This is a genomic window from Arachidicoccus rhizosphaerae (assembly GCF_900107765.1).
GTDB lineage: Bacteria > Bacteroidota > Bacteroidia > Chitinophagales > Chitinophagaceae > Arachidicoccus > Arachidicoccus rhizosphaerae.
On the sequence record NZ_FNQY01000008.1, the window covers coordinates 81255 to 105452 of the forward strand.

At 43.9% G+C, this 24198-nt stretch carries 24 protein-coding genes; 12 read left to right on the plus strand and 12 right to left on the minus strand.

The window, feature by feature from the left end; genetic code table 11:
• Positions 1 to 2: 2 nt before the first annotated feature.
• Together BLU80_RS08440 and BLU80_RS08445 are read right to left on the minus strand one after the other, a co-directional pair.
• Positions 3 to 947: a DUF58 domain-containing protein gene (locus BLU80_RS08440; protein WP_244518826.1), complete on the minus strand. Its 945-nt coding sequence runs from the start codon at positions 945 to 947 to the stop codon at positions 3 to 5.
• Positions 948 to 1053: 106 nt separating this feature from the next.
• Complete coding sequence (locus BLU80_RS08445; protein WP_091396577.1) at positions 1054 to 2055, minus strand: AAA family ATPase; 1002 nt, start codon at positions 2053 to 2055, stop codon at positions 1054 to 1056.
• Between the two features lie 180 nt (positions 2056 to 2235).
• Here BLU80_RS08445 and ubiE point away from each other — a divergent pair, with 180 nt between their 5' ends.
• The 3 genes from ubiE (at position 2236) to BLU80_RS08460 (ending at position 4518) form a co-directional block, all read left to right on the plus strand.
• Positions 2236 to 2979 (plus strand): bifunctional demethylmenaquinone methyltransferase/2-methoxy-6-polyprenyl-1,4-benzoquinol methylase UbiE, encoded by a 744-nt coding sequence (gene ubiE / locus BLU80_RS08450; RefSeq protein WP_091396580.1) that lies wholly within the window; start codon positions 2236 to 2238, stop codon positions 2977 to 2979.
• 50 nt (positions 2980 to 3029) lie between these two features.
• Positions 3030 to 3374, plus strand: a complete 345-nt coding sequence (locus tag BLU80_RS08455; protein ID WP_091396583.1) for a DMT family protein — start codon at positions 3030 to 3032, stop codon at positions 3372 to 3374.
• A 226-nt stretch (positions 3375 to 3600) separates the two neighbouring features.
• Positions 3601 to 4518: a sterol desaturase family protein gene (locus BLU80_RS08460; RefSeq protein ID WP_091396586.1), complete on the plus strand. Its 918-nt coding sequence runs from the start codon at positions 3601 to 3603 to the stop codon at positions 4516 to 4518.
• Positions 4519 to 4693: 175 nt separating this feature from the next.
• On the opposite strand, the gene BLU80_RS08465 is transcribed toward BLU80_RS08460, so the two are convergent.
• Positions 4694 to 5206, minus strand: a complete 513-nt coding sequence (locus BLU80_RS08465; protein WP_091396588.1) for a TlpA family protein disulfide reductase — start codon at positions 5204 to 5206, stop codon at positions 4694 to 4696.
• Positions 5207 to 5373: 167 nt separating this feature from the next.
• Entirely contained in the window at positions 5374 to 7137 is a 1764-nt protein-coding gene (locus BLU80_RS08470) for an ABC transporter ATP-binding protein (RefSeq protein WP_091396591.1), read from the minus strand.
• Positions 7138 to 7260: 123 nt separating this feature from the next.
• Here BLU80_RS08470 and BLU80_RS08475 point away from each other — a divergent pair, with 123 nt between their 5' ends.
• Positions 7261 to 8028: an SDR family NAD(P)-dependent oxidoreductase gene (locus tag BLU80_RS08475; RefSeq protein ID WP_091396594.1), complete on the plus strand. Its 768-nt coding sequence runs from the start codon at positions 7261 to 7263 to the stop codon at positions 8026 to 8028.
• A gap of 148 nt (positions 8029 to 8176) precedes the next feature.
• On the opposite strand, the gene BLU80_RS08480 is transcribed toward BLU80_RS08475, so the two are convergent.
• The 3 genes from BLU80_RS08480 to BLU80_RS08490 all read right to left on the minus strand — a co-directional run bounded on the left by BLU80_RS08480 (position 8177) and on the right by BLU80_RS08490 (position 10880).
• Positions 8177 to 8941, minus strand: a complete 765-nt coding sequence (locus BLU80_RS08480) for a ThuA domain-containing protein (RefSeq protein WP_091396596.1) — start codon at positions 8939 to 8941, stop codon at positions 8177 to 8179.
• Positions 8942 to 8981: 40 nt separating this feature from the next.
• Positions 8982 to 9851 (minus strand): KPN_02809 family neutral zinc metallopeptidase, encoded by an 870-nt coding sequence (gene ypfJ / locus BLU80_RS08485; protein WP_091396599.1) that lies wholly within the window; start codon positions 9849 to 9851, stop codon positions 8982 to 8984.
• A gap of 222 nt (positions 9852 to 10073) precedes the next feature.
• Positions 10074 to 10880, minus strand: coding sequence for a metallophosphoesterase (locus BLU80_RS08490; protein ID WP_091396602.1), 807 nt, complete (start codon positions 10878 to 10880; stop codon positions 10074 to 10076).
• Between the two features lie 476 nt (positions 10881 to 11356).
• On the opposite strand from BLU80_RS08490, the gene pth reads away from it, so the two are divergent.
• The 6 genes from pth (at position 11357) to BLU80_RS08520 (ending at position 16082) form a co-directional block, all read left to right on the plus strand.
• Entirely contained in the window at positions 11357 to 11944 is a 588-nt protein-coding gene (gene pth / locus BLU80_RS08495; protein ID WP_091396604.1) for an aminoacyl-tRNA hydrolase, read from the plus strand.
• A 12-nt stretch (positions 11945 to 11956) separates the two neighbouring features.
• Positions 11957 to 14224, plus strand: coding sequence for an FUSC family membrane protein (locus tag BLU80_RS08500; protein WP_091396607.1), 2268 nt, complete (start codon positions 11957 to 11959; stop codon positions 14222 to 14224).
• Between the two features lie 308 nt (positions 14225 to 14532).
• Entirely contained in the window at positions 14533 to 14775 is a 243-nt protein-coding gene (locus BLU80_RS08505) for a hypothetical protein (RefSeq protein ID WP_091396610.1), read from the plus strand.
• A gap of 87 nt (positions 14776 to 14862) precedes the next feature.
• A complete protein-coding gene (locus tag BLU80_RS19520) occupies positions 14863 to 15066 on the plus strand; it encodes a hypothetical protein (RefSeq protein WP_211481798.1) in 204 nt (67 codons plus the stop codon).
• 3 nt (positions 15067 to 15069) lie between these two features.
• Complete coding sequence (locus tag BLU80_RS08515; RefSeq protein ID WP_091396615.1) at positions 15070 to 15504, plus strand: hypothetical protein; 435 nt, start codon at positions 15070 to 15072, stop codon at positions 15502 to 15504.
• Positions 15505 to 15524: 20 nt separating this feature from the next.
• On the plus strand, positions 15525 to 16082 hold the full coding sequence (locus BLU80_RS08520; RefSeq protein WP_091396618.1) for a hypothetical protein: 558 nt from the start codon (positions 15525 to 15527) through the stop codon (positions 16080 to 16082).
• Positions 16083 to 16988: 906 nt separating this feature from the next.
• Here BLU80_RS08520 and gmk read toward each other — a convergent pair.
• From gmk to murA, 3 genes are all read right to left on the minus strand, one after another.
• Complete coding sequence (gene gmk / locus BLU80_RS08525) at positions 16989 to 17582, minus strand: guanylate kinase (protein WP_091396621.1); 594 nt, start codon at positions 17580 to 17582, stop codon at positions 16989 to 16991.
• A gap of 52 nt (positions 17583 to 17634) precedes the next feature.
• Complete coding sequence (locus tag BLU80_RS08530; protein WP_091396624.1) at positions 17635 to 18252, minus strand: nitroreductase family protein; 618 nt, start codon at positions 18250 to 18252, stop codon at positions 17635 to 17637.
• An 84-nt stretch (positions 18253 to 18336) separates the two neighbouring features.
• Positions 18337 to 19653 (minus strand): UDP-N-acetylglucosamine 1-carboxyvinyltransferase, encoded by a 1317-nt coding sequence (murA, locus tag BLU80_RS08535; protein WP_091396871.1) that lies wholly within the window; start codon positions 19651 to 19653, stop codon positions 18337 to 18339.
• Positions 19654 to 19907: 254 nt separating this feature from the next.
• Between murA and BLU80_RS08540 the strand changes: the two genes are divergently transcribed.
• Positions 19908 to 20480 (plus strand): DUF1572 family protein, encoded by a 573-nt coding sequence (locus BLU80_RS08540; RefSeq protein WP_091396627.1) that lies wholly within the window; start codon positions 19908 to 19910, stop codon positions 20478 to 20480.
• A 152-nt stretch (positions 20481 to 20632) separates the two neighbouring features.
• The gene (locus BLU80_RS08545) at positions 20633 to 21895 is read left to right on the plus strand and encodes a PQQ-dependent sugar dehydrogenase (protein WP_244518827.1); all 1263 of its coding nucleotides are present in this window, start codon (positions 20633 to 20635) and stop codon (positions 21893 to 21895) included.
• Positions 21896 to 21930: 35 nt separating this feature from the next.
• Here the strand turns inward: BLU80_RS08545 and BLU80_RS08550 are convergent, their stop codons facing one another.
• Together BLU80_RS08550 and BLU80_RS08555 are read right to left on the minus strand one after the other, a co-directional pair.
• On the minus strand, positions 21931 to 22761 hold the full coding sequence (locus tag BLU80_RS08550) for an alpha/beta fold hydrolase (protein WP_091396630.1): 831 nt from the start codon (positions 22759 to 22761) through the stop codon (positions 21931 to 21933).
• An 11-nt stretch (positions 22762 to 22772) separates the two neighbouring features.
• A complete protein-coding gene (locus BLU80_RS08555) occupies positions 22773 to 24041 on the minus strand; it encodes an Lnb N-terminal periplasmic domain-containing protein (protein ID WP_170831186.1) in 1269 nt (422 codons plus the stop codon).
• Between the last annotated feature and the right edge of the window lie 157 nt (positions 24042 to 24198).

Here is a 24198-nt window from a genome sequence, read left to right on the forward strand (position 1 = left end):
CGCTATTTTCTTTTAATAAAAAACTGTTGCAAAATACCTACAAAATCCTGGCCCGTCTCAATTTGGAGTAAATCTGCACCCACTTTTTTAAACTGACTGCGGGCCTGAGCGGTAATTTCATCAAACTGTTTGCTGTACCGGAGTCTGGCATTTTTATTATTACTGTCAAATAAGAAATGGTCGCCCGATTCCGGATCGCTGATTTCTACAAGTCCGATGCGGGGCAGCTGCATATCCATGCGGTCAAAGACCTGTATGCCAATTACATCATGCTTTTTGGCGGCAACGCCCAGCGCCTGATCATAACTATCCGCAACAAAATCGCTTAAGATAAAGACAATGGATTTATGTTTGGCGGTACTGGATAAAAAGCGCAGGGCTCTTTCCAAATCGGTTTTACCTGACTGCGGATTAAAGCTCAGCAGTTCCCGGACGATCCTTAGTACATGCTGCCGGCCTTTTTTGGCCGGCACGTATTTTTCAATCCGGTCACTGAATAAGATGGTGCTGATTTTATCGTTATTGCTGACAGCAGAAAAGGCAATAGCCGCCGATATTTCTGTTATCAGGTCTTTTTTGGATTGTTTGTAAGTGCCAAACAGATTACTGGCACTGGTGTCTATCAGCAAATAGACACTCAGTTCCCTTTCTTCCTCAAATAATTTACTATAGGCGTGGCCCATCCTGGCAGACACGTTCCATTCAATAAAACGGATATCGTCCCCCGGCTGATATTCTCTGACTTCCTTAAAGGCCATCCCCCGGCCCTTGAAGGCTGAGTGATATTCTCCGGAAAACATATGATTGGTCAGCCGTTTACTTTTGATCTCCAGTTCTCGGACCCTGCTGGCAATAGAAGCCTCATTATCAATATCTTCCGTGATTAACGGGGTATTGATATTATTATGTTGTGATGACTTGTATTTATTTTTCCTTAAAGAAAACACGGGAACATTGAATTTATCAGTGACGCAGGTGATGAACAGCCGCTAATAGGCTTATTTTAGCTATAAATCAGGTAGTTATCCTGGTTTATAGACCCAGTTTATAGACCTAAGGTACCTGGATGGTTTTTAAAATCTCATCAATGATATTCTCCGAGCTGGTATTTTCTGCTTCTGCTTCGTAGGTGATGCCGATTCTATGACGCATGACATCTTTACAAATCGCCTTGATATCCTCCGGAATGACATACCCACGGCTCTGCATGAAGGCATGCGCCTTACTGGCGAGCGCCAGGTTAATGCTTGCTCTGGGAGAGCCTCCATAACTGATAAATGGTCTGAGTTTATCCAGACCGTACTGTTCAGGATAACGGGTGGCAAAGACGATGTCCAGAATATATTTCTCGATTTTCTCGTCCATATAGATTTTGCTGACCAGGTCTCTGGCTTCCTTGATGGCCTGCAGGGTGATAATAGGCTGGATGGCTTTTTTGCCGTTTAACCGGGAGGCCTCCTGGCGGATAATCTGCAGCTCTTCCTGTTTGGTCGGATAGCCAACGACTACCTTTAACATAAAACGGTCCACCTGGGCTTCCGGCAACATATAAGTCCCTTCCTGTTCCAGCGGGTTTTGCGTTGCCAGTACCAGGAACGGTTCAGGCAGTTGATAGGATTGATCGCTGATCGTGACCTGCTTTTCCTGCATAGCTTCCAGCAGGGCGCTTTGAACTTTGGCGGGGGCACGGTTGATTTCATCGGCCAGGATAAAGTTGGCAAAGACCGGACCTTTACGTACCACAAATTCTGCTTTCTGCTGGTGGTAGATCATCGTTCCGATCACGTCTGCCGGTAATAGATCCGGTGTAAACTGTATACGGCTGAATTGTCCCTGCACAGCGGAGGCCAAAGATTTAATGGTCAGGGTTTTAGCCAGACCAGGCACCCCTTCCAGCAGCACATGACCGTTGGAGAGCAGGCCGATTAGTAAACGGTCAATCATATAGGTCTGACCGACAATTTTTTCAGATAATTCTTTTTTTATGCTTTCTATAAAAGAGGATTTCTGCTCTACTTGTTCGTTAACCTGTAAAATTTCTTCTTCTAGACTCATTTTTGGAGAAAATTAGAGCGTGAATGTACGAAGTATAATGCTTGGATTGGTTAATTATATTTTAAAAAAAATAGTTATAAGCAGCGGGTGTTAACAGCGCCTTTATTCCTGTTTAGGACTTGGGCGAACCCATAGAATTACCTGAATGGAAACCAGTTAAAAGCCTTTATCTTTGCAGCTATGACAAAGTACGCACATGATGAGATTCTGCCTTTCGATGGCAGTGAGCAGGATAAGAAGCACCAGGTGGAGCATATGTTTGATGATATCGCCCCTAAATATGATTTTCTGAACCGCTTTTTAAGCCTTGGAATCGATGTGCAGTGGCGTAAAAAAGCCATCAAAAGGTTAAAGGCGCTGGAGCCCACACAAATCCTGGATGTCGCTACCGGTACGGGAGATGTGGCCATTATGACCTATCATATGCTTCGTCCTGAAAAAATTGTGGGAGTGGATATCTCTCAGGGCATGCTGCAGATCGGGAGGGAAAAAATAGCGAAAGCAGGCCTGGCAGATAAAATCAACCTCCGGCAGGCCGATAGCGTGGCCCTTCCTTTTGAAGATGATAGTTTTGATGCTATTACCGTAGCCTTTGGTGTCCGCAATTTTCAGGAACTGGAAAAAGGGCTGGCAGAGATGCGGCGCGTGCTGAAGCCGGGTGGCAAATTAATCGTTCTGGAATTCTCCAGACCCCGTAATGTTATTTTTAAAGGTTTATATAATTTTTATATGAATTCTGTGACGCCTGCCATGGGTAATTTATTCTCTAAAAATAAGGAGGCTTATAGTTATTTAAATAAATCCGCCCGCGCATTCCCGGAAAGAAATGACTTTATCCGGATTTTAAATGGCGTTCACTTTAAAGATACCTTATTTAAGCCGCTGACCCTGGGAATCTGCTGTATTTATGAAGGCGTAAAATAAGCAGGTCATTTGACGCCGGCATTACACCGGTTACTTAAAATCCGTTTTCTATGAAGACTATTTGGATTATTCTATTACTTGTTTGCTCCAATATCTTTATGACGACCGCCTGGTACTGGCATCTTAAACCGGGCGTGGCTAGTCTGCCTGTCTGGAAAATTGTATTAATCAGCTGGGGGATTGCCTTTTTTGAATATTGTCTGACCGTGCCGGCCAATCACTACGGCAGGGAGTGGGGGATAGGCGCCTTTCAATTAAAAATTATCCAGGAAGTAGTGACGCTGGTGGTCTTTACCTTCTTTGCGATTTTTTATCTGAAAGAACCTTTTCACTGGAAATATCTGATCAGTTTTTTATGTGTGCTGGCGGCTGTTTATTTTGCTTTTAAAAAATAATATTGCCAACCAATAGCGTAAGGGATGAAAAAATACAACCATAGGCACTGGGTTTAGAACTGTTCATATCAGGTCTTTCGAAATCCGTAACTCATAGGCTATGTTTCCATAGGTCGTATTTTCACGCGCCATTAAAAAGTAAATGAGGTTTTATTTATATCTGATAAAGTGATATTAACAATATAGGCTTGGCAAGCCAGTGGAAATTCGTTATATTCGTTAATACATGATATTAAACACCGTCTGCGGCTTGTTCGCTGCACCGAAAATACCCTATGAACAAATCCTTCATCTTGAAAACAAAGCTCCTAACCTGATCGTATATGCGATCCCGTTTATGGCTTTTTTTACACTTCTTGAAATGTGGGTCTCCTGGCGTGAAAAACATAAGTTATATAAGGTAAAGGAAAGTATTGGTTCGACACTTGTCGGGCTGGGTAATGTGCTGATTAACTTATTATTAAAGGTGGGTCTTTTGTATTTTTTTGTATGGCTATATAATGTGCTGCCTTGGCGTATGGAGTTGCAATGGTGGACGCTGATTCCCTGTTATATATTGTTTGACTTTTGCAGTTACTGGGCACACCGTTTTTCTCATTCCCAGCGGTTCTTATGGTCGACACATGTGGTCCACCATTCAGCGGAAAGCTATAACCTGACGGTTTCTTTTCGGTTAAGCTGGATTCAAAACATAAAGATTATATTTTTTATTCCGGTAGCTTTATGCGGATTTCATCCGCTGGTATTTTTCGTTGTCAGCCAAATCAGTGTGCTATTTCAGTTTTGGGTACATACCGAATATATCAAAAAACTTCCGTGGATATTTGAGTACATTTTAGCCACCCCTTCCAATCACAGGGTGCATCATGGATCACAGGAAAAATACCTTGATAAAAATTTTGCGGCCACTTTTATTTTCTGGGATCGCCTTTTTAGGACGTATCAAAAAGAAGAAGAACCACCGGTTTATGGTCTCACTACTAAAATCGGGAACAGGTTGAACCCCATTTACCTTAACTTTCATGAGTTAAAAGACATTTGGCAGGATGTCAGAAAAGCTAAAGGTTGGCGAAAGAAATGGTTTTATTTATTTGGGAGCCCGGTCGCCATTGACCTGGAGAAAAAAGGGAAATCGGTGTCTTGACATTTTGTGTTTATTGTTGATCAAAGTTTCAAATTATAATAGTGAACTTGCCTGAAATCAACCACATACCTTTCAGGAAAATAAGGGCTTTGGATTATAAATAAATGAATTTATTGTGTTTAGAATATGATAAAGGCAGCAGCCAACCATTTTAGTAGCGATATGATTAGAATTTTTATTCTAACAGTTTAATCAATTCCTCCGGACTAGCCCCCGTCGGAAAGGTTTTGACCAGTTCCCGCTTCTTATTATAAGCGGCCATATAAGGGGTCATTTCTAAATGATAGAAGCTGGGGATCGCATAATTGACATCTTTTACAAAATGTACATTGGGCAGGTTATCCAGGTGGTACTTTTTAGCAAATGCGTCGATCTCTTCAAAAGAGGCGGCATATGTTGCCCAGATAAAGTCGATTTTTTTCAATTTATCCATGGCGCTTGCAAGTCTGGTAGCCTCATGCTGGCAATGTTCACAATCCGGATTGAAAAAAGTAATGACGACGGCTGTTTTTTTCGGCGTTTGAGCAACGTTAAGCCAGCTGCTGTCTTGCCTGAGTAATAGAAAATTAGGAAGGGAAGAATCCTTTCTGTATGGAGGGAGGCTGTCATAATCATTCTGGGCCTTGGTTTGCAGTGAACCCAATAAAAATACAGCCAGTAGCGCCGATAATACTATTTTAACCTTCATGTTGATTGTGCTTTATTTTTGAATTACATCATCGTTCCCAGGTAAAGTAAAGCCGGCTAATCACCGCCTTTTATAAGGCGATTGGTTTTAAACATAATCATCCGTATCCTTTACTTATCCAGGTTTAGATGCCGCAGTAAAATTAAGGTTTAATGTGGCAAAGTTTGTTAGGAAAATGCAGTATTTCTTTCCAGTCTTTCTCCCACCTGCTGACGCCACATGGCATAATAAAGTCCCTTTTGTTCTAAAAGCTCCTGATGACTGCCAATTTCTGCGAATTTCCCCTTTTCCAGCACATAAATAACATCTGCATGCATAATGGTGGAAAGCCGGTGGGCAATCAGAATGGTAATCTGCTGCTTATCTAATGAGATGTCTTTGATGGTAGCAGTAATGGCCTGCTCTGTGATGGAGTCCAGGGCAGAGGTCGCTTCATCAAAGATCAGCAGCCGAGGTTTTCTAAGCAGGGCCCGGGCGATGGATAACCTTTGTTTTTCTCCGCCCGACAGCTTCATGCCATTTTCGCCCAGTATGGTTTTAAGGCCGTTTGGGGATTTTTCCAACAGATGCATGGCGGATGCTTTTTGCATGGCATCCAGCATTTCTTTTTCGGTGGCATCGCTTTTAACAAACTGCAGGTTGGCATGGATGGTGCCGGCAAATAGCTGGGTATCCTGGGTGACAAAGCCGATTTGTCTTCTTAACTGGTTATAGCGGATGGCGGAAGAGTCGATTTCATTAAACAGAATACTGCCTGACAGAGGCCTGTAAAGACCTACCAGAAGTTTGACCAGGGTCGACTTACCGGAACCGGAGGGCCCGACAAAGGCGATGGTCTGTCCGGTTCTGACCTCAAAGGACAGGTGGTCTATACTGTTATAGTCAGCGGATTTATGTTTAAAGACAACATTGTCAAATCTTAAACTGTCCAGCGCTCCCAGATCCGTAGGGGCGGCAGGCCGGGTTTCAATGGGTTTTACCATTAGCCTGTCAAAACTCCGGATAGAAGCGTCCACTTCGCGGTACTGCAGGATAATATTGCCCAGATCCTGCAAGGGCCCGAAAATAGTGGTGGAAATAAACTGCATGGCAATCAGCTCCCCGGTCGTAAGGACCTTTCTGAAAATCAGCCATAACAGGATAAATAAAATAGATTGTTTCAGCACGTTTAGGGTCGTGCCCTGTAAAAAGGAAAGGGTCCGGACCTTTTTTACTTTTTCCATTTCCAGATCAAAGATGGAGGCCGTCAGCCCTTTGAGTCGTCTGATCTCCGGAAAGGTAAGCCCAAGGGATCTCACCAGCTCAATATTTCTGAGACTTTCTGTAATAATCCCCGACATGGCATAGGTCTCTTTATTGATGGAACGCTGTATGGTCTTTATCTTTTTACTCAAAAGGCCGGTCAGAGAACCCAGCAGAACGATACCGATTAAAAATACGGGGATGAGCATCCAGTTTTTGGTGATGGAATACCAGATGAGAAAACCAATGCCGACAACGGAGGAAAATAAGATATTGATAAAAGAGGTGACAAATCGCTCCGTATCGGTTTTGACTTTTTGCAAAATAGATAAGGTCTCACCGCTTCTGTTTTCTTCGAACTCCTGAAAATTTAACCGGAGGGTTTGTTTGAGGCCGTCATTAAAGATTTTCTCGCCGAATCTGGCGGTGGCAAGCCGGATAAAATAATCCTGGAAGGCTTTTGCCAGCCGGGAAAGCAGTGCCACTGCCACTGCCACCAGCAGCCAGAACAGTACGCCCTTTACCAGGCCTTTTTCCGTACTGACAACGGGGTGGGTGGCGTAATCATCAATGATTTTCCCAAAGATAACCGGATCTATCAGACTGAGCAACTGCGCAGCGGTTGCGAGTAGCAGTGCGATAAAAATCAGAGTCTTATGCGGTTTAAGGTATTTCCAGAGTGTTTCCATAAGCCAATTTAAGCAATCTTTTTTAACCAACCGGAATTAGATAATTGTATTTTAGTTCGGGTGGTGGTCCCAGCATTCAATTTGTCGAATTTTACTACCTTGCCCTTCTAAAAACAGCGAATAATGGCAGATTCAAAAATAATTCTGGTGACAGGCGCCACGGCAGGCTTTGGTAAAGCCATTGCCGAAACCTTTGCGGCAAAAGGATGGGATGTAATTATTACCGGTCGAAGGCAAGAGCGTTTAAAGGAGCTGGCACAAAAGCTGACCGGAGGCTATGGTGTCCGGGTGCTTCCCTTGCATTTTGATGTCAGAGATAAAGTGGCTGTCAACGAACAGCTGGGGCAGTTGCCGGATAACTGGAGGGAGATTGACGTCCTGGTCAATAATGCGGGACTGGCACTTGGCCGGGACTTATTTGATCAGGCCAGTATGGACGACTGGGAAGCAATGATTGATACCAATATAAAAGGGCTGCTTTATGTGTCCAGAGCTGTGTTGCCGTATTTTGAAAAAAGAGGCGAAGGGCATATTATTAATATCGGTTCCACTGCGGCCAAGGATGTCTATCCGATGGGTAATGTGTACTGCGCTACCAAAAGTGCCGTGGAGGCCATCTCCAAAGCACAGCGCATTGATCTGTTATCCAAAAAAATAAAAGTCACGGCCATTCATCCGGGAGCAGCAGCCACTGAGTTTTCCCTGGTTCGCTTCAAGGGGGATCAGGCAGAAAGTGACAAGGTGTACAAAGGCTACCAGGCGCTGGAAGCTACTGATATAGCAGACATCACTTATTACGTTGCGACACTGCCAAAGCATGTCTGCATCAATGATCTGGTCGTTACCTGTACGGCGCAGGCAAATGCCTTTTTTACGCATAAAGAAGGGTAGTAAAGACTGTCGCAGCTATCGGAGCATCTGTTATGACAAACTAAGGTAAAGGTAAAGGCAAAGTGTGCCGCAAATCCGGATAAAATAAATGTCCCGCTCTCAGGCACGCTTTGCCCCTTTGGTATGGCTGAAGGGCTGGATGATTATATTATTTTTTAGCGGTAGCCCAGTCCAGCGCCTTATAAATGAGTTTCTGAAAAACGGGGGAGGAGAAGGTGCTGTCAAAATGTCCCCATTCAATATAAAAGGCACGGCCGCCTTCAAATGTATGATACCAGCTGATGGGATGGAATTTGCCCATATTACCTCCCTGATAGGTGGATTCATCTACCGTAATCAGATAATGCAGGCCTGGTTGAACGGACTTGAAATTATAGATCTCTTCTTTTTGTACCAGAGAATCCGGTAAATGTTCAGTGGCTATGAACTTCTTATCCAGTACATGGAAGGTGGCTGTCTGCGGCTTTGGATGATTGTCAAAATAAGCGCCGGAGAGTTGATTATACCAGGGCCAGTCATATTCCGTATCGGTGGCCGCATGAATACCGATATAACCGCCGCCTTTATGGATAAAATCCTGAAAAGCTATTTGTTGCAGACTGTCCAGCACGTCACCGGTGGTATTTAAAAAGACCACGGCTTTATATGGAGCGAGCCCCTTAGTGGTAAATATGGCGGCGTCCTCAGTAGTATCTGCCTGGTAACCTGCAGCGGCACTCCGGGATAAAAACATGGTTTTACCGGCACCAATAGAACTGTGCCTGAAACCTGCCGTTTTAGAAAAGACCAGAATCTTTTTAAGCGGCCCCCTGGCCTTTGTCTGCGCACGGACAGTATGCATCAGCGGGGATAATATTGCTAAAAGCACCAGCGGTTTAAAAAGCCGCCTTAACGGAAAAGTGTTTTGCTGCATGGGTATAGCGTAAAAATATTAAAACTGAAAAATACCTGGATTAATTTAAACTCGGGTCGTTAAAAGTATCTCCCTGACTAAAGTCGCCTGTGGTATAGCCCTTTTTGAACCAATAGATACGCTGAGCGGACGTCCCATGGGTAAATGAATCGGGGTTTACCGTGCCGGTTGCTTCTTTTTGCAGCCGGTCATCTCCGACGGCTCCTGCAGCGCCCAGCGCAGATTCTATATCCCCCTGATCCAGTTGGATGATATTTTGCTGTTCTGCATAATGAGCCCAGAGTCCGGCATAGAAATCTGCCTGAAGTTCCAGTTTGACGGAGAGTTTATTATACGCTTCTTCACTGAGTCTGGCTCTGGCTGCATCCACCTGGTCGGTCATCCCGAGCAGGTTTTGGATATGGTGTCCCATTTCATGGGCCACCACATAGGCCTTGGCCAGGTCCCCCGGTGCATTAAAGCGCTGGGAGAGCTCCTGGAAAAAGCTCAGGTCGATATATACCATTCTGTCTCCCGGGCAGTAAAAAGGGCCGGAGGCCGCACTGGCACCGCCGCAGGCTGTCTGCACGCTGCCTTCAAACATGACAAGCGTGGGTTTGGTATAGGATTTATTGAATTTATCCCTGAGTACGCTGCTCCATACGCTGTTACAGCTGTTATATACCCGGACGGTAAAAGTAGAGTCATTGTTGGCGTTCGTATTGGTAACAGTGCCGGTACTCTGGGAGGTCGTCTGGGTAGGCATCACGTTGTTGACAAACCCCAGCATTTCCAGGGGATTCTTACCTAAAATAAGAGAGATGATGACCACCACCACAGCGCCAAGGCCGCCTATTTTCCCCACTCTTCGGGCACCGCCTTTTCTTACTTCTACGCCATCCGTACTGTCATCAGGATTGATCCATTTCATGTGTTCATGTTTATGTTAAAGGTGTTCTGATACTCGCGCAATAATAATCCAATTATCGGCTCTTTGCGCCAAGTGTTAATAAAAACCTATCATAAATATACAGTAAGTTTTTTAAATAGGCCAGCTCAGGAAGTATTCAGTGATGAAAAATGCTTTAATCAAATATTAATCAATTATTTATAAGTGACTGCAGGGAGGTATGCTGTTATTTTCAAGCCTGGATTACCGGTAGGATCTGTCGTATAACGTACCGACCGGATCCGACTGCCAATAGGGATAACGGCTGAGTTCAGATCCGCCGGGATCTGCAGTTAATTCCAGGACCGTTAATCTGCCATGGTGACCGGCGCCGGTGTCCAGATCCAGGATATTTAATGCCTGCACGGGGGTATCCGTTGCCAGGCGTCTACCCAGATGAGTGGTAGGGGTATGACCTATAAAAACAGCAGAGATGTCGCTTTGTTCATAGAAGTCTTCCGGAGGGGTGTCTTCCCCCAAGGCCGATTTGATTTCCAGGGCCGTGCTTAGTAAATTTCTGTCCCAGAAAAAATCGGTGGGATGTTGATCGGTCAGCCGTAGTTTTCTATTAAAGCCCCCATGTACAAATAAACGCCCTGAAGCGTCCTTATAATATAAATGCTGACTGGCCAGCAGCTTTTTATGGGTCTGCGGAATATCTGTTGGTGTCATATTATTTTTAAACCCACTAAAAGTACGGATGATCTGATTGGGCTTTCCGGCATGCTGCAGGTAGGAAATCATCGTTGCTTCCCCACCGTGGCTCCAGCTCGATGGATGGATGCCGGTTGCCATATAACGTTCCAGCCAGTCGTCATGATTGCCTTTAATCAGTATTTTATCAGGGATGGACAACAGGTGTTCCATGACTTCATACACCTGGGGATAACCGTCCACGATATCCCCTAGCTGAATAAGCTGATCCGTTTGCGGATTGAACCCCGAGCGCTCCAGACACTGGACAAAGGCTTTATAGGCACCGTGAATATCACCCATCACAAAGGTTCGCATGGCGACATTATTTTATGGACAATTATTGGCTTTACCATTACAAATATCCGGCATTTTCTATAAAATGGGTGGAAATAAAAAAATCTAAACGGGAAACCAGGCGTAATAAATATTGATTGTGAATTAATTGCAGGGCACTTGCAGGTAGGGGGGCTTAGGTCTTAAAAAAGAACGCATTGGCGACGTAATTTTTTTTGCCCGTTTGTTTTAAATATTTTACCTTTAAGCTACAAGCGCAGTAAGTGCGCCCTATCGCAAACCTGATATGTGGTTTGTACAAATAATGACCAGGCGGGTAGTATTTAATAATACAAAGATACCCGCCTGGATTTTTTTTGAGGCGCATCCAGGACTGCAATTTTTATGAGACATCCATAACTTATCCAGATAACCCATGAATATGCATTAATTTTGCATATTATTGTTATTGATTGTTATATTGAATCCGTAACAAAGTCGTAGAACGCGTAATAAATATGTCTAAATTTTTAATTATCGGACTTGGGAATCCGGGTGCAGAATATGCCGGTACCCGGCATAATGCCGGTTTTGATGTGGTGGAGGCTTTTGCGGCTGCCCATGAAGGCAGCTTCAGGACGGACCGTCTGGCGGAAGTGGCCGAAGTGAAGTGGAAAGGTAAAATCTTTGTATGTATTAAACCGACCACTTATATGAATCTGAGCGGCAAGGCCTTTAAATATTGGATGGATAAGGAAAAAATACCGCTGGAAAGAACGCTGACGGTGGTAGATGACCTGGCGTTACCCATTGATAAGGTACGTATCCGTGCCGGCGGCAGCGACGCCGGCCATAACGGTCTGAGGGATATTCAGCAAATTTTGGGTACCACGGAATATCCGAAGTTAAGATTTGGGATTGGCAATCAGTTTCCCAAAGGTATGCAGGTTGATTTTGTGCTGGGTAAATGGTTCCCCGAAGAAAGGGAGGTGATCCAGGCTAAAATAATAAAATGTGTGGAGATGATTGAACAGTTTGCCGTAGCCGGTATCTCACGCGTTATGAATGATTATAATAAACAGAGTTTTGGCGTTGTAAAAAAATAACCAGTAAGCACTTTGAACAATATAACAGCTTTCCGCAAGTTTGTTTCTGGGCATCACCTGTATGCGGGTCTTTTGATTACCCTTGCCGTACTGGTGCCTTCCATTGTGTTTTTTCAGCAGGGATTACTGGTGAAATATATACTTGTGCCCCTGGGGGTTATTAATGTGGGATTTGCAGATTCGCCCGGATCTTTTAAACACCGGGTCAATGCCAATATCATTGCCATTGTGGCTTATTTTGTGGTGTCGGTCATTGCAGGCTGGTCCAGGGATTATATGTGGCTATCCATTGCGGAACTATTGATATTTGCCATTGTACTATCGCTGGCGGGTATCTATGGGACCAGGATGTCTTCCATCGGTACCAGCGCTTTAATGTGCTTTATATTCTTTTCTGACCGGAATTTTGTGGCCGGAGATATCCTCATCAATGCCTGGTACATGACCGTGGGCGGGATTTTATATTTTGTACTGTTTATCCTTTTTTACCGGCTTCGTCCCTATAAATTGATTCAACAGATGCTGGGAGAGCATTTGATTGAACTGGCTTCCCTGCTTAACCTCAGAAGCAGTTATTATGCTCCGAAGGTGGATTATGATCATATCATGGATCAGATGCTCAAAAAGCAGGTCATCTTAAAGGAACAGCAGGAAAATTTAAGAGAAGTGCTCTTTAAAACCCGGCAGATAGTCCAGGAGTCTACCGTTAAGAGCCGCTCCTTACTGGTGATTTTTATGGATAGCGTGGATCTGTATGAGCGTATTTTACTTTCTCAACAGGATTATGTTCAGCTCCATAAGGCTTTTGACGGCAAACATATTTTGCAGGTCTATGGTCGTTATTTAAATATTCTGGCTTTTGAGCTGGAACAGGTGGGGCTGGCGCTGCAGCAGGGCCGTCAGTATCATAGCAAAAGAGAACTCAATAAGGCATTTGAAAAATGCAGAGGTGCTTTTTATCAGCTCAGGGAAAGAGCCATGGATTCGTCCAATATGGAGGACTTTATCATGCTGCGTCAAATTCTGTATAGTCTGCAGGATCTGACGGACAGGATTAAAAAAATCAATCTGCTGACCAAAAGCAAAAAGGACATTTCTGCTGAAATAACTATCGGGGCATCATTAGAGCCGGTAAAGGAAAAAAGAAGTATCCGGGATTTTGATCCTTTCACGCCTAAGCAACAATATGATTTTAGATTATTTGTTGAAAATATCTCCTTTAAATCAGGACAGTTCAGGCACGCCATCCGGGTGACGGTGGCACTGGTCTTAGGGTTGGTCGTCTCCAGAATGTTTAATCTGGGACATCATAGTTATTGGGTCCTAATGACGATTATCATTATTCTAAAGCCCTCCTATAGCCTGGGCAGACAAAAGAATATTGACAGAATCGGTGGAACAATTGTAGGTGGGATCATCAGTTTTCTGACGATATATTTTATCAGTGATGTGGACGCCATATTCGTGGTGATCTGCTTTGCGACCCTGCTGTCCTGCTCCATGCTGCGCATCAATTACTTTATTTATGCAATCGGCATGACCATGATGGTAATCTTGTCTTATGACTTTATCAGTGCAAAGATTATGAGCGATGTGCTGATGCAAAGGATTTTAAATAGCGGGATCGGGTGTGCGATTGGTTATGTGGCCTCTTTATTTGTACTGCCCACCTGGGAGCATGAACAAAAGAATCAGTATGCCTCAGAGATGATGGATGCCAATAAAGCGTATTTTATTGCTGTTGCGGGATATTTTATCGGCAAGCCACTGGATGTGGAATATTTTAAGCTCTGCCGGAAAAATGCCTTTATTGCACTGGCAAATTTGTCCGATAATTTTCAAAGAATGTTATCGGACCCCAAAAGACAACAGGTGAAGTTGCAGGAATATCATCATTTTGTCGTTACCAGCAATATGCTTTGTTCCTATATCGCTTCTCTTTCTTATTATGCGCAGCAGGAAGACAAGCGCTTTGTATCGGAAGAGTTTACTCTGGTCTTCAGTCAAATTAAACAGAACTTTGAAACGGTTCAGCAGGCACTCACATGGCCCGCGAGTGAGGATGCGGGTTCTGTACTAAGGCAGTTGCCTGTCAATCAGAAACTCCTGGAGTTACTGGAGCAACGCAAAAAAGAATTACAGGTAAGTCAGGACGGGCCACATAATACCTCTATCAGGAAGTTCCTGACAGACTATAAAACGATAAACAGTCTTTTTAATTTGATTAATGGGGTAGTGGCGGATCAGAAAAAAATAGTTTTAGAACTGGCAAAAAGCTAACTAAAACACTATGGAGTGAAAGTCCATAGGTTGATTTGAATGGCTAAAGCCATGAAGGACTTGGCTAAAGCCAATTAAAAAATTTAAGCCAAAGCTCATTAAAACTATTCCAGAATAAAATTCTGTTCCCCGTTGGGGCCGTTTCTGTGATGCTCTAGATACTCTTGCAAAATAATTTTATTATGAAAAAGCAAAATTTAAATAAGCCGATATTGAAATTTTTAGAAAACCTTGAATTGGTAGGAATAACTTTTATCAGGGGCTATATACAATTCTAATTTGATGGGCCGGTTTTAAATACTTATACTTTGCCGAAAATAAAAGTTAAAAGTAAAATTATTACTTCAAAAGATTTCGGTTATTATGATACATTGTGTATGTTGATGGGTGAAAAAATCAGTTCGGCCTATGAAGATGAAAAAGAAGAAATAATTACGATTAGATTTGAAACCGAGACCGAACTCTTTGTGTCTTTGAAGTCTGAAGATAGAAATTGTGCAGAAGCTGTAATGCTTCAACTTGAAACAGGGGGAAAATGGAATGTTTGGTAGGTTATCAAAGTTGCCGCTAAGGGGGTACTCAAACCTTTAGGCTTAGGTTCTACGGGTAGAACGGCAGCGGAAAACCTTACCGAGCAGTTGGCAATGAAGGAAGCGTTATCAAATCCGGCAGCTGGTCAAATTATTCAAAGAATGAAACCGCTTACAGATCCCCGTTGGTCAGGTTGGAGAAAAATGCAATATGAGCATATCGGACTGGACGGCAGCAAGACAATCATTCACTATATTGGTCAATGGAGTAACGGTGCTTTAAAAGCCGTTGATGATTTTAAATTCAAATAGTCTATGAAAATTCGTTGTATCAATAATACAGGAGACGCACTAAGGGTATATGAAAATAAGTCTTTAAGCAAAGATGAGTTAGGGAGGTTTGGGGCTACGGGACATACTGAATTTGGTTTGATAATTGGTAGGGAATATATAGTAATGGGAATGCTCTTAGGCGAAGGGTGTCTGGATTACTTAATAGACGATGGCGGGTATGTTTCTGCATATCCGTATCCTCTTTTTGAAGTTATTGATAATAAACTACCTTCCAGTTGGTTTTTTAAGTCTTTAAAAAACACAGATGAAAACTATCCCTATCAGGAAGCCATTTGGGGCTATTACGAGTTAGTTTTTGATGATAATCACTATGAAAAACTGGTAGATTTTGATGAAGAAGCCCAACGGATTTACTTCAAACGAAAGATAGAGTTAGAAAACGAATTAACAGAATAATATCAACGTCAGGCAGCAGCTTGGCGTTTTTCAGATATATCACCGGACTGGGCTACAAGAGGATGGGCTATACCTACGATATATCCGGCAAACTCACCAAGACTATTTACCAGAAAGGCAATGCAGCAGAAACCTTTGTACAGTACTATACCTACAACGACAACCAGCGGATTGACTCCGTGTTCAGCAATACCGTAGACAACACGACGACCAGACAGCTACAGGCGCACTACGTATACAGCCTCACGGGGCAGGTAAAACGCATGAAGCTGGGCAGCCAGCTACAGGGGCTGGACTACACCCATCTGCTGGACGGTTCCTTAAAGGCGATCAGCATCAGTGACAGGACCAAAGACCCCGGGGGCGATGGGGCAAACGGCTTTCTGCCCGATGCCTTCGGTATGGTACTGGACTACTATGCCAATGATTACAAAAAAACACGTACAGGCATAAATCTTCCCAAAGGGGTCAATACCGGCACGTACGCCACGGACAGCTATAACGGACAGATCAAAGCCATGAGCTGGTTCAGCCTTATGGGGGCCAAAAAATTAAACGATGAAATTAAGGATTGCTGATAATTATGAAAAAGATGGTAATAATAGAAAGGAATAGAAACTGATCTTTGGCTATCAAATCAATTCTGCCTGATGTTTTTATTTCTTCAATGAAATTGAATTCAGGTCTATAACCGCTATGAAATCAGGTTTTTCGACCATTCGCATAAAGATTAATATTACGCTCTTATCTTAGCCATGGGCTATAGTTTTAAGGTTTATCTTTTAATAAATGTAGTTGGTTCGCTGGTATAGAAATAGCATTTCATACCGTTAGCTCCAAATTGGATAGCACCATTCAAAACACTATTGATACCTTACTTTTATAATGGAATTAGGTGTATCGGTTAGCAAGCGGCCATTTAGCAGACTTTAGCATAGGACTCCTAAAGCTGGCTAAATAACCTCTTGACTTCTCTAAGTACATAAAAAGATTAGAGCAGACACCGCACCCTGAATAAAAACGGTTTAACTTCATAACAGATCAGAAGCCCAATAGAAAGAATATCCTCCAAATATGCGAAGCCGGCTGCATGTGTTGGGAGATAGAAAATCAAGAATTTAATCCTCAGAAGAACGGGGGCTTTAATTTAGTTCATAGTTCTCCAGAAACTCCTTTAATAATTACAAGAATTATTGCCTGTGGATGCGGATTGGCCATATGCTTATCCAGGCAATCTGAGATGTACCGAAAACTCAATTGCACTTTTAAAAGCCCAGTGCAACTTAACCCTCCCTTTTTGCAACAGCTCTGCAGATCATGGGCTTACATCTCCTAAGCAATCTGTGTTGTTAAAATCTTTTGGGGATGTTAAAGGGCATATTTACCTGCGTTGAGGTTAGTTTGAATCATTGACATTTAAAGGCCCGTTTTTAGGGCGCTACTTTAAATTGTTCGGTAACCTACACCATCCATCTAGTATTTGTTTATCTAATAAAATCCATAATTAACTGCTCTGCCTGTCTGCGTGCATCGTCCAGGTTTTCATTAATGACGGTCTTGTCAAAATGGGGCTGGAAGGATAATTCGTACTTAGCTTTATTTAACCGGGTCTGGATACTTTCAGGGGTCTCCGTGCCCCTGCCTTTTAATCTTTCTTCCAGTGCCTCTACGGATGGTGGCTGAATAAATATAGACAGGCATTCCTCCCCGAATTGTTTTCTGACATGGATGGCTCCTTTGACATCAATATCCATAATGGGTAGTTTACCACTATCCCAGATTCTGTTGAGTTCGGATTTTAGCGTGCCGTAATATTTACCTTCATAGACCATTTCCCATTCTAAAAAAGCATCGTTTTGGATGTTTGCTTTAAACTGATCTACGGACAGAAAATAATAATCAACACCGTCTTTTTCTGCTCCTCTAGCATTGCGGGTAGTGGCAGACACGGAGAATGAAAGTTTGTCCGCATGCTTATCCAGCAGGTAATGCGCAATGGAGCTTTTACCGGCTCCGGAAGGAGCCGTTAAAATAATCATTTTGCCATGATGTTTGCCTATTTGTTCCGACGTTGCCATATAACTTTAGTGCTTGGTGAGTGATTAGGAATTTTTAAACTGCCAAAAAAGACTAACGGTGATACCACATCACCTTTTCTTCTATAGGGGTTAATCTTCTGCCTGCTGCAGGCGTCTGTTCTGTATATCCTAAATATATCAGTCCAATCATTTGGTCTTCCGGTAATAATTGAAAGTATTGTTTCATGGCCGGTTTTAAGGTCTGACCGCCCGTACTCCAAAAACTGGATATACCCAGCGCTTCCGCCGTGAGTAAGATATTCTGAACTGCGCAGGCAGTGGCACAAATTTCTTCCAGTTCTGTGATATTGGACTTTGGTCCCCTTTTAGAAAAGACGGCAATGATATGAGAGGCATTGTCTCCCTGGTTTTTTAATTTATCATAGGAGGCCTGCATAAAATTTTCCGGGTCCGTATGGGCTTTATATAGCTCTGCATGGTCCTTACAAAAGCGCTTGATGCCATCCCCGTCAAATATGATGAAGCGCCAGGGTTCTGTCAGACCGTGAGTGGGTGCCCAGTTGGCCGCTTCTATAAGGCGGTCAATCAGGGCGCTTTCAATAACTTTACCATTATACCCCTGAGGTTTAACGGATCTTCTGTTTTTAATGGCGGATTCTACCTGAGAGGCCGCCTCTGCTGTATGATTATCTGTAGTTGGATTAGACATGTAAATTGAATTCTGTTTTTGTGGATAGATAAATAGTGGTATGAGTGATTGAATGGTAAAGGGCAGTACCACTGAACTGCTCTTTTATTTCTGGTTATCAATTCTTCGAATATCAGCCCCTAGCTGAATTAAACGTTGATCGATTTGCTGATAACCTCTGTCAATCTGTTCAATATTTTGGATGGTGCTTTTGCCCTCTGCACTTAAAGCAGCGATTAGCAAAGCCTGTCCCGCTCTGATATCCGGGCTGGTCATCGTAATGCCTCTGAGTGGATGTTTTCTGTCCAGCCCAATGACAGTGGCACGGTGGGGGTCGCAAAGTATAATCTGAGCGCCCATATCGATGAGTTTATCGGTAAAGAATAAGCGGCTTTCAAACATTTTCTGATGAATGAGTACACTGCCTTTGGCCTGAATGGCGGTGACCAGCACAATGCTGATCAGATCCGGAGTGAAGCCCGGCCAAGGGTTATCATAAATGGTTAAGATCCCGCCATCCATATAAGTCGCAATCTCATAATGATCCTGCTGCGGGATATAAATATCATCTCCTTTGAATTCCATTTGAATCCCCAGTTTTCTGAACTTATCCGGGATAACGCCTAAATGCTCAATGCCTGCATTTTTAATCGTCAGTTCACTGGAGGTCATCGCTGCAAGACCGATAAAGCTGCCAATTTCAATCATATCGGGCAGCATGGTATGGGTGGTGCCGGATAGTTCCTTAACGCCCTGTACGGTTAACAGGTTACTGCCGATTCCGGTAATCCGGGCCCCCATGCTATTAAGCATGCGGCAGAGTTGCTGAATATAAGGTTCGCAGGCCGCATTGTAAATCTGCGTCTCGCCTTCAGCTAAAACGGCGGCCATTAACACATTGGCTGTACCGGTAACGGAAGGCTCATCGAGCATCATATAGCAGCCCTTTAAACCGGAGGTGGTAAATTCCAGGCAGGAGGTCTGCGGGTTATATACAAATTCGGCGCCCAGTTTCTGGAAACCTAAAATATGGGTATCGACACCCCGGCGGCCGATTTTATCCCCCCCTGGTTTGGCGATATAGGCTTTTTTATAGCGGGCCAGCATGGGGCCTGCCAGCATGACACTGCCTCTTAATTTACTGCCTTTTTCTCTGAAGGCCGGCGAGTTCAGGTAATCTGTCTGAATCTGATCCGCCTTAAAAATGCAGGTGTGGCGATCAATTCTGTTAACCTGCACCTGCATATCGGAAAGCAGTTCGATCAACAAATTGACATCCAATATATCGGGGATGTTTTCTATACGAACCTCCTGATTGGTTAAAAGCACGGCGGAGATAATCTGCAGGGCTTCGTTTTTAGCCCCCTGCGGTTGAATACTCCCACTAAGCTTTTTGCCACCTATTACTTCAAATGAAGCCATATAATAATAATTTTTATTTTGTTTGTCTGTGTTTGAATCCCGGGTTTGAACCGCAAATTTAATGATCTGAACCCGAATAGCCCCAAGTTGATTGTTATAATCCCCAAAAAGCAGCGCAGGCAAATTTTTAGCCACGGCTTATTCCCTGTGAACGAACCTTGAAATTGTTTACTGGCGGCTCAAGTCTGAACGGATTTGATTAGCTTTATTGCCTGATTTACAATTTAACCAACCAGAAAATAAACGAAAAAGTGATGACTGAAAATGACAACTCCTTTGATTCATTAGGGACGGGCTTTCTTCGCCAAAGTATAATACGACTCGAAGGGTATAAGCTGATGGCGGATAAAGCTACCGGACAACTTACAAAGGAACAATTATTTTCCATTGTGAGTCCCGGCAGCAATAGTATCGCTGTGATTATGCAACATATGGGCGGTAACATGATGAGCCGCTGGACAAATTTTCTGACAGAAGACGGAGAGAAGACCTGGCGCAACCGGGATCAGGAGTTTGAACAGCCGGATGCGCAACTGGCCAATGAAAAAGCAATTTTGGATCTTTGGGAGAAAGGCTGGGCCTGTCTTTTAGGGGCCCTTGGAAACCTAAAACCGGCTGATCTGGAAAAAAATATTACAATCAGGGCAGAACAGATGAAGGCCTATGACGCCATAATCAGACAGTTAATGCATTACAGCGGACACGTGGGACAAATCGTATATATCGCTAAAATGTTGAAAAAGGAGGACTGGCAGCCGCTGACTATTGCTAAAAATCAAAGTCAGGCATATAATGAGTCCATTGGCTTTACAAAGCAAAAACACTAAGATTCTGTACAGAAAGCCTGGGGCCAGCGTTCGGCACGGAAATGACCTTGACCAGGCGTTTTGAGAAGAACGGTTGTATTGCTAATAAAGTGTTAAGCATACTGGTCTTGCCCATTAAAAGCAGTAAATTCACATTGAAAAACCATAATCCTATGCATCATTCACAGGTGAATACCTTTGCCATGCGCTCTCTTCTCGGGATTTTATTAGGAGGTGCGCTATTTAGTTGCCACAGCAATTCTCAGTCAAAAACAAGTCAGGATACGGTAGCAGGCGTTGCGGACAGTCTGCCGCCGGTAGAAACAAAAGCCCCCAATAGCAATTATAAACCGGCTTTTGAGGGACAGACCCGAGTAAAAGGTGCGACGACCAAGACACCCATTGAAGTTACTTTACTGGACAGCACGCTTAAATATCCGTGGGCTATCTGCAACCTGCCGGATGGCAGACTGTTGATTACGGAAAAACTGGGAACCATGCGCATTGAAACCCTGGATGGTAAACTGGACAAAAAAATAACAGGACTACCTAAAGTCAATGCCGATGGGCAAGGGGGGCTGCTGGATGTTAACATTGATCCGGACTTCGCGCACAACAGGATGGTGTACTTTGATTATGCGGAACCCGGGCCTACCGGTAATTTACTGGCGGTGGCCAAAGGGAAATTATCCAAGGATGAGACGCACCTGGAAAATATTCAGGTTATTTACCGGGCAGAGCCGGCCTGGAAAGGGACCCTGCAATATGGTTCAAGAATATTATTTGATAAGGACGGCAATCTCTTTGTTAGTACAGGAGAACGCTCTGACAAGCAAATCCGGACAAAAGCGCAGGATCTGAGCGCAGCCATCGGTAAAGTGCTGCACATCACAAAAGACGGTAAACCGGTGCCAGGTGGGCCTTTTGTGGATTCAACCGGTGCATTGCCGGAAATCTATGCTTACGGATTTCGCAATCCGGAGGGCATGGCGATAAATCCCGCTACCGGGGATATCTGGGAAGTTGAATTTGGCCCCAAAGGCGGCGATGAACTTAATATTGTGCGCCCGGGGAAAAATTATGGCTGGCCGGTGATTACCTACGGCAGAGAATATAGCGGGGAAGCGGTAGGAGCAGGTATCCAGCAACAAGAGGGCATGGAACAACCCGTTTATTACTGGGATCCGGTTATTTCACCTTCCGGTATGACCTTTTATAATAGCGACACTATCGCTGAATGGAAAGGGAATATATTTATTGCCTGTCTGAGCAGCTCTCATGTTACCAGACTCGTACTGGATGGTAACCGTGTGGCTGCGGAGCAGTGGCTGTTGCAGGATATGGGACAACGCTTCCGGGCGATCACCCAGGCCGAAAACGGTGCACTGTATGTGGTCAGTGAACAAGGCAATCTATATAAGATCGCTAAAAAATAAGGGACTAGAACTTTTGTCGGTACGCTCAGATCGTTTTAAACGTGGCTTTGCAAGGTTTTTACCAGTAGTAAAAAGTGGATCAGCTGCAAATTGACCTGATCCGGCTGCTCCATAAAACCCATATGTCCTGCCTCATCAAGAATGGCGATCAAGGCTACGTCAGCCATACTGCATTGATGGATTAAATCCTCTTTCGGAGCTGCCTGATCCTGCGTCCCCGAAATAAACAGATAAGGGACGCTAAGGGATTTAAATAGTTCCGTTCTATCCGTCCGGTCATGCATGATCTGATAATACTGCTGGAGTGCGCGGGTGTCAAACCGAGCGCCTTGCTCTATCAGATTCTGGATGATTTCCGGGTGTCGGCTCTTAAAACTACTTCCAAACAGGGCCGGAATCATGGATTTTAAAAAGGACGGCCCCCCGTATTGTTCCATGGTCTGAATCGCTTTTATCCGGTTGACTTTTTTTTCCGGGCTGTCGGCGTATGCAGTGCTATGTAATAGCCCGAGACCTGCTATAAACGCCGGATACTTGGCGGCAAAGCCAAGAGCGATATATCCACCCATGGAATGACCGATGAGTACTACCTGGCTTTTTTTTTCTGTATCAATGATTTGTTTAATAATTTCCGCAAAATCTTCGATACTGGTCAGTTGTGGATTGTAATCAGAGTTGCCCGAGCCTGGAAGATCCGGGACAATTAGATGATAGTCTTGGGCAAGTGCCTTTATCTGAGCGTCAAAAATACGACCGCTCTCCGGGAAGCCGTGTAGGAGTATAACGGTCATAGCTGCTTCCCGGTTCAGGCTTAGATACCGGACTGGCTTTCCTTTCAACGGTAGGGTGTAGACGGATGGCTCCATGACTTTTACTTTTATAAGGAATCCTTTTTTATTATTTTTCTGGAGGCCAGGGCTCCGTACCGGATTAGCATCAGGATACAGAACGGGAGAATGGCAATATTAAAATGTTGAGGCAGTCCCCACCAGAAGCCCAGCAACAGCGCCGTTATAATCAATAGGATCATAAAATACTTCTGCAGCCATTTGCGGGGCTTATAAATGAAAAATCCTGCCACTAAATTAAAGGGCATGGCCCACAGTAAATTGTAGTTGTTTTTACAGGCCTGGTGGTCTGTCCCAAACCACATAAACAGCAGCAGGATACCTAATAGACCGGTTATATATAGTAACAGGCTATCCAGGATTAAATGCAGCTTCGGCCAGTTTTTTCCAAGATAGTACAGTGTCAAAAGTAGCAAAGTGAAAATAGAAACGACGACAAGCGGGAGGTATTTGCCGCTGGGAGAAATGGCAGCAGGCAGATCGATAATTTTCTTCTCAGAAAGAACATAAGGCTTGTTTACAACGGTTGCGCAGTCCACACCCCGCGACAGATAATCCGGTAAAAACATGGCTGTATTATTATCTACCGGGATATCGATCCTGCTGCCCAGTAAGATATCAATACCCAGTTTGCTCCAGGGTTGTCCGCCTTTATCCAGATAATGATAAATCAAATCCCTGAAGCTGGTTTGATCAGGTACGATTTGTCCATTTATTTTGGTGTCTTTCACTAAACCAAAGAGGATATCCCGGATTCTGGTCGCACAGTTATCATAAAGAAAATCATATTTATAATACCTGTTCTGTGGCAGATAATTGTTCTTTAGAAAGCCCAGAATGGCGTCTTTTTGTTCATTGCTTAGATTCAGTACCTGTTCGGTGACACTGCGCTGGGTCACTTTGTATTCATACATAAACTCCTCAAAGGTGGAAATGCTGAGCATGAATTCCAGTTTCCCTCTGGTAAATTTCAAATAAAAATTAGGCTGATCAAACTGGAAAGTACCGTAATTAAAGACAAAGTCCGTATGCAGCAGCCTGTCCTGAACCCTGATGGCCGTATGGCCAAAACTGGAATACAGATCCGCGCCCGGAGAGCAGGTAAGCAGACTTACCGTCAGTGGACTGGCCTGGATGGCTGAATCACTGACCATTCCGGCCAGCCGGACGGCGGTAGGTTTAATCTGCCCATGCACTTTGTTTGCAGTTATAAGCAGGCCAAAGGCCAGCGCGCAGCATAGAATCAGTCTGTTCCAGTAATTAGAAAGGGCGTTTTTAAATGTACTATTTTGTGTCATGCGTGTATTTTTGACCAAAAATCCGGTAGCAAACTCCATTTTTTAATGATCAGGACCTTAGCCGCTCCATAACAGCGATTCTTTGCTGTTAACAATGATTCTGTTCTCATCATGAATGGATTTCAGATACAAAGATGCAAATTCTGGGGGAGATTGT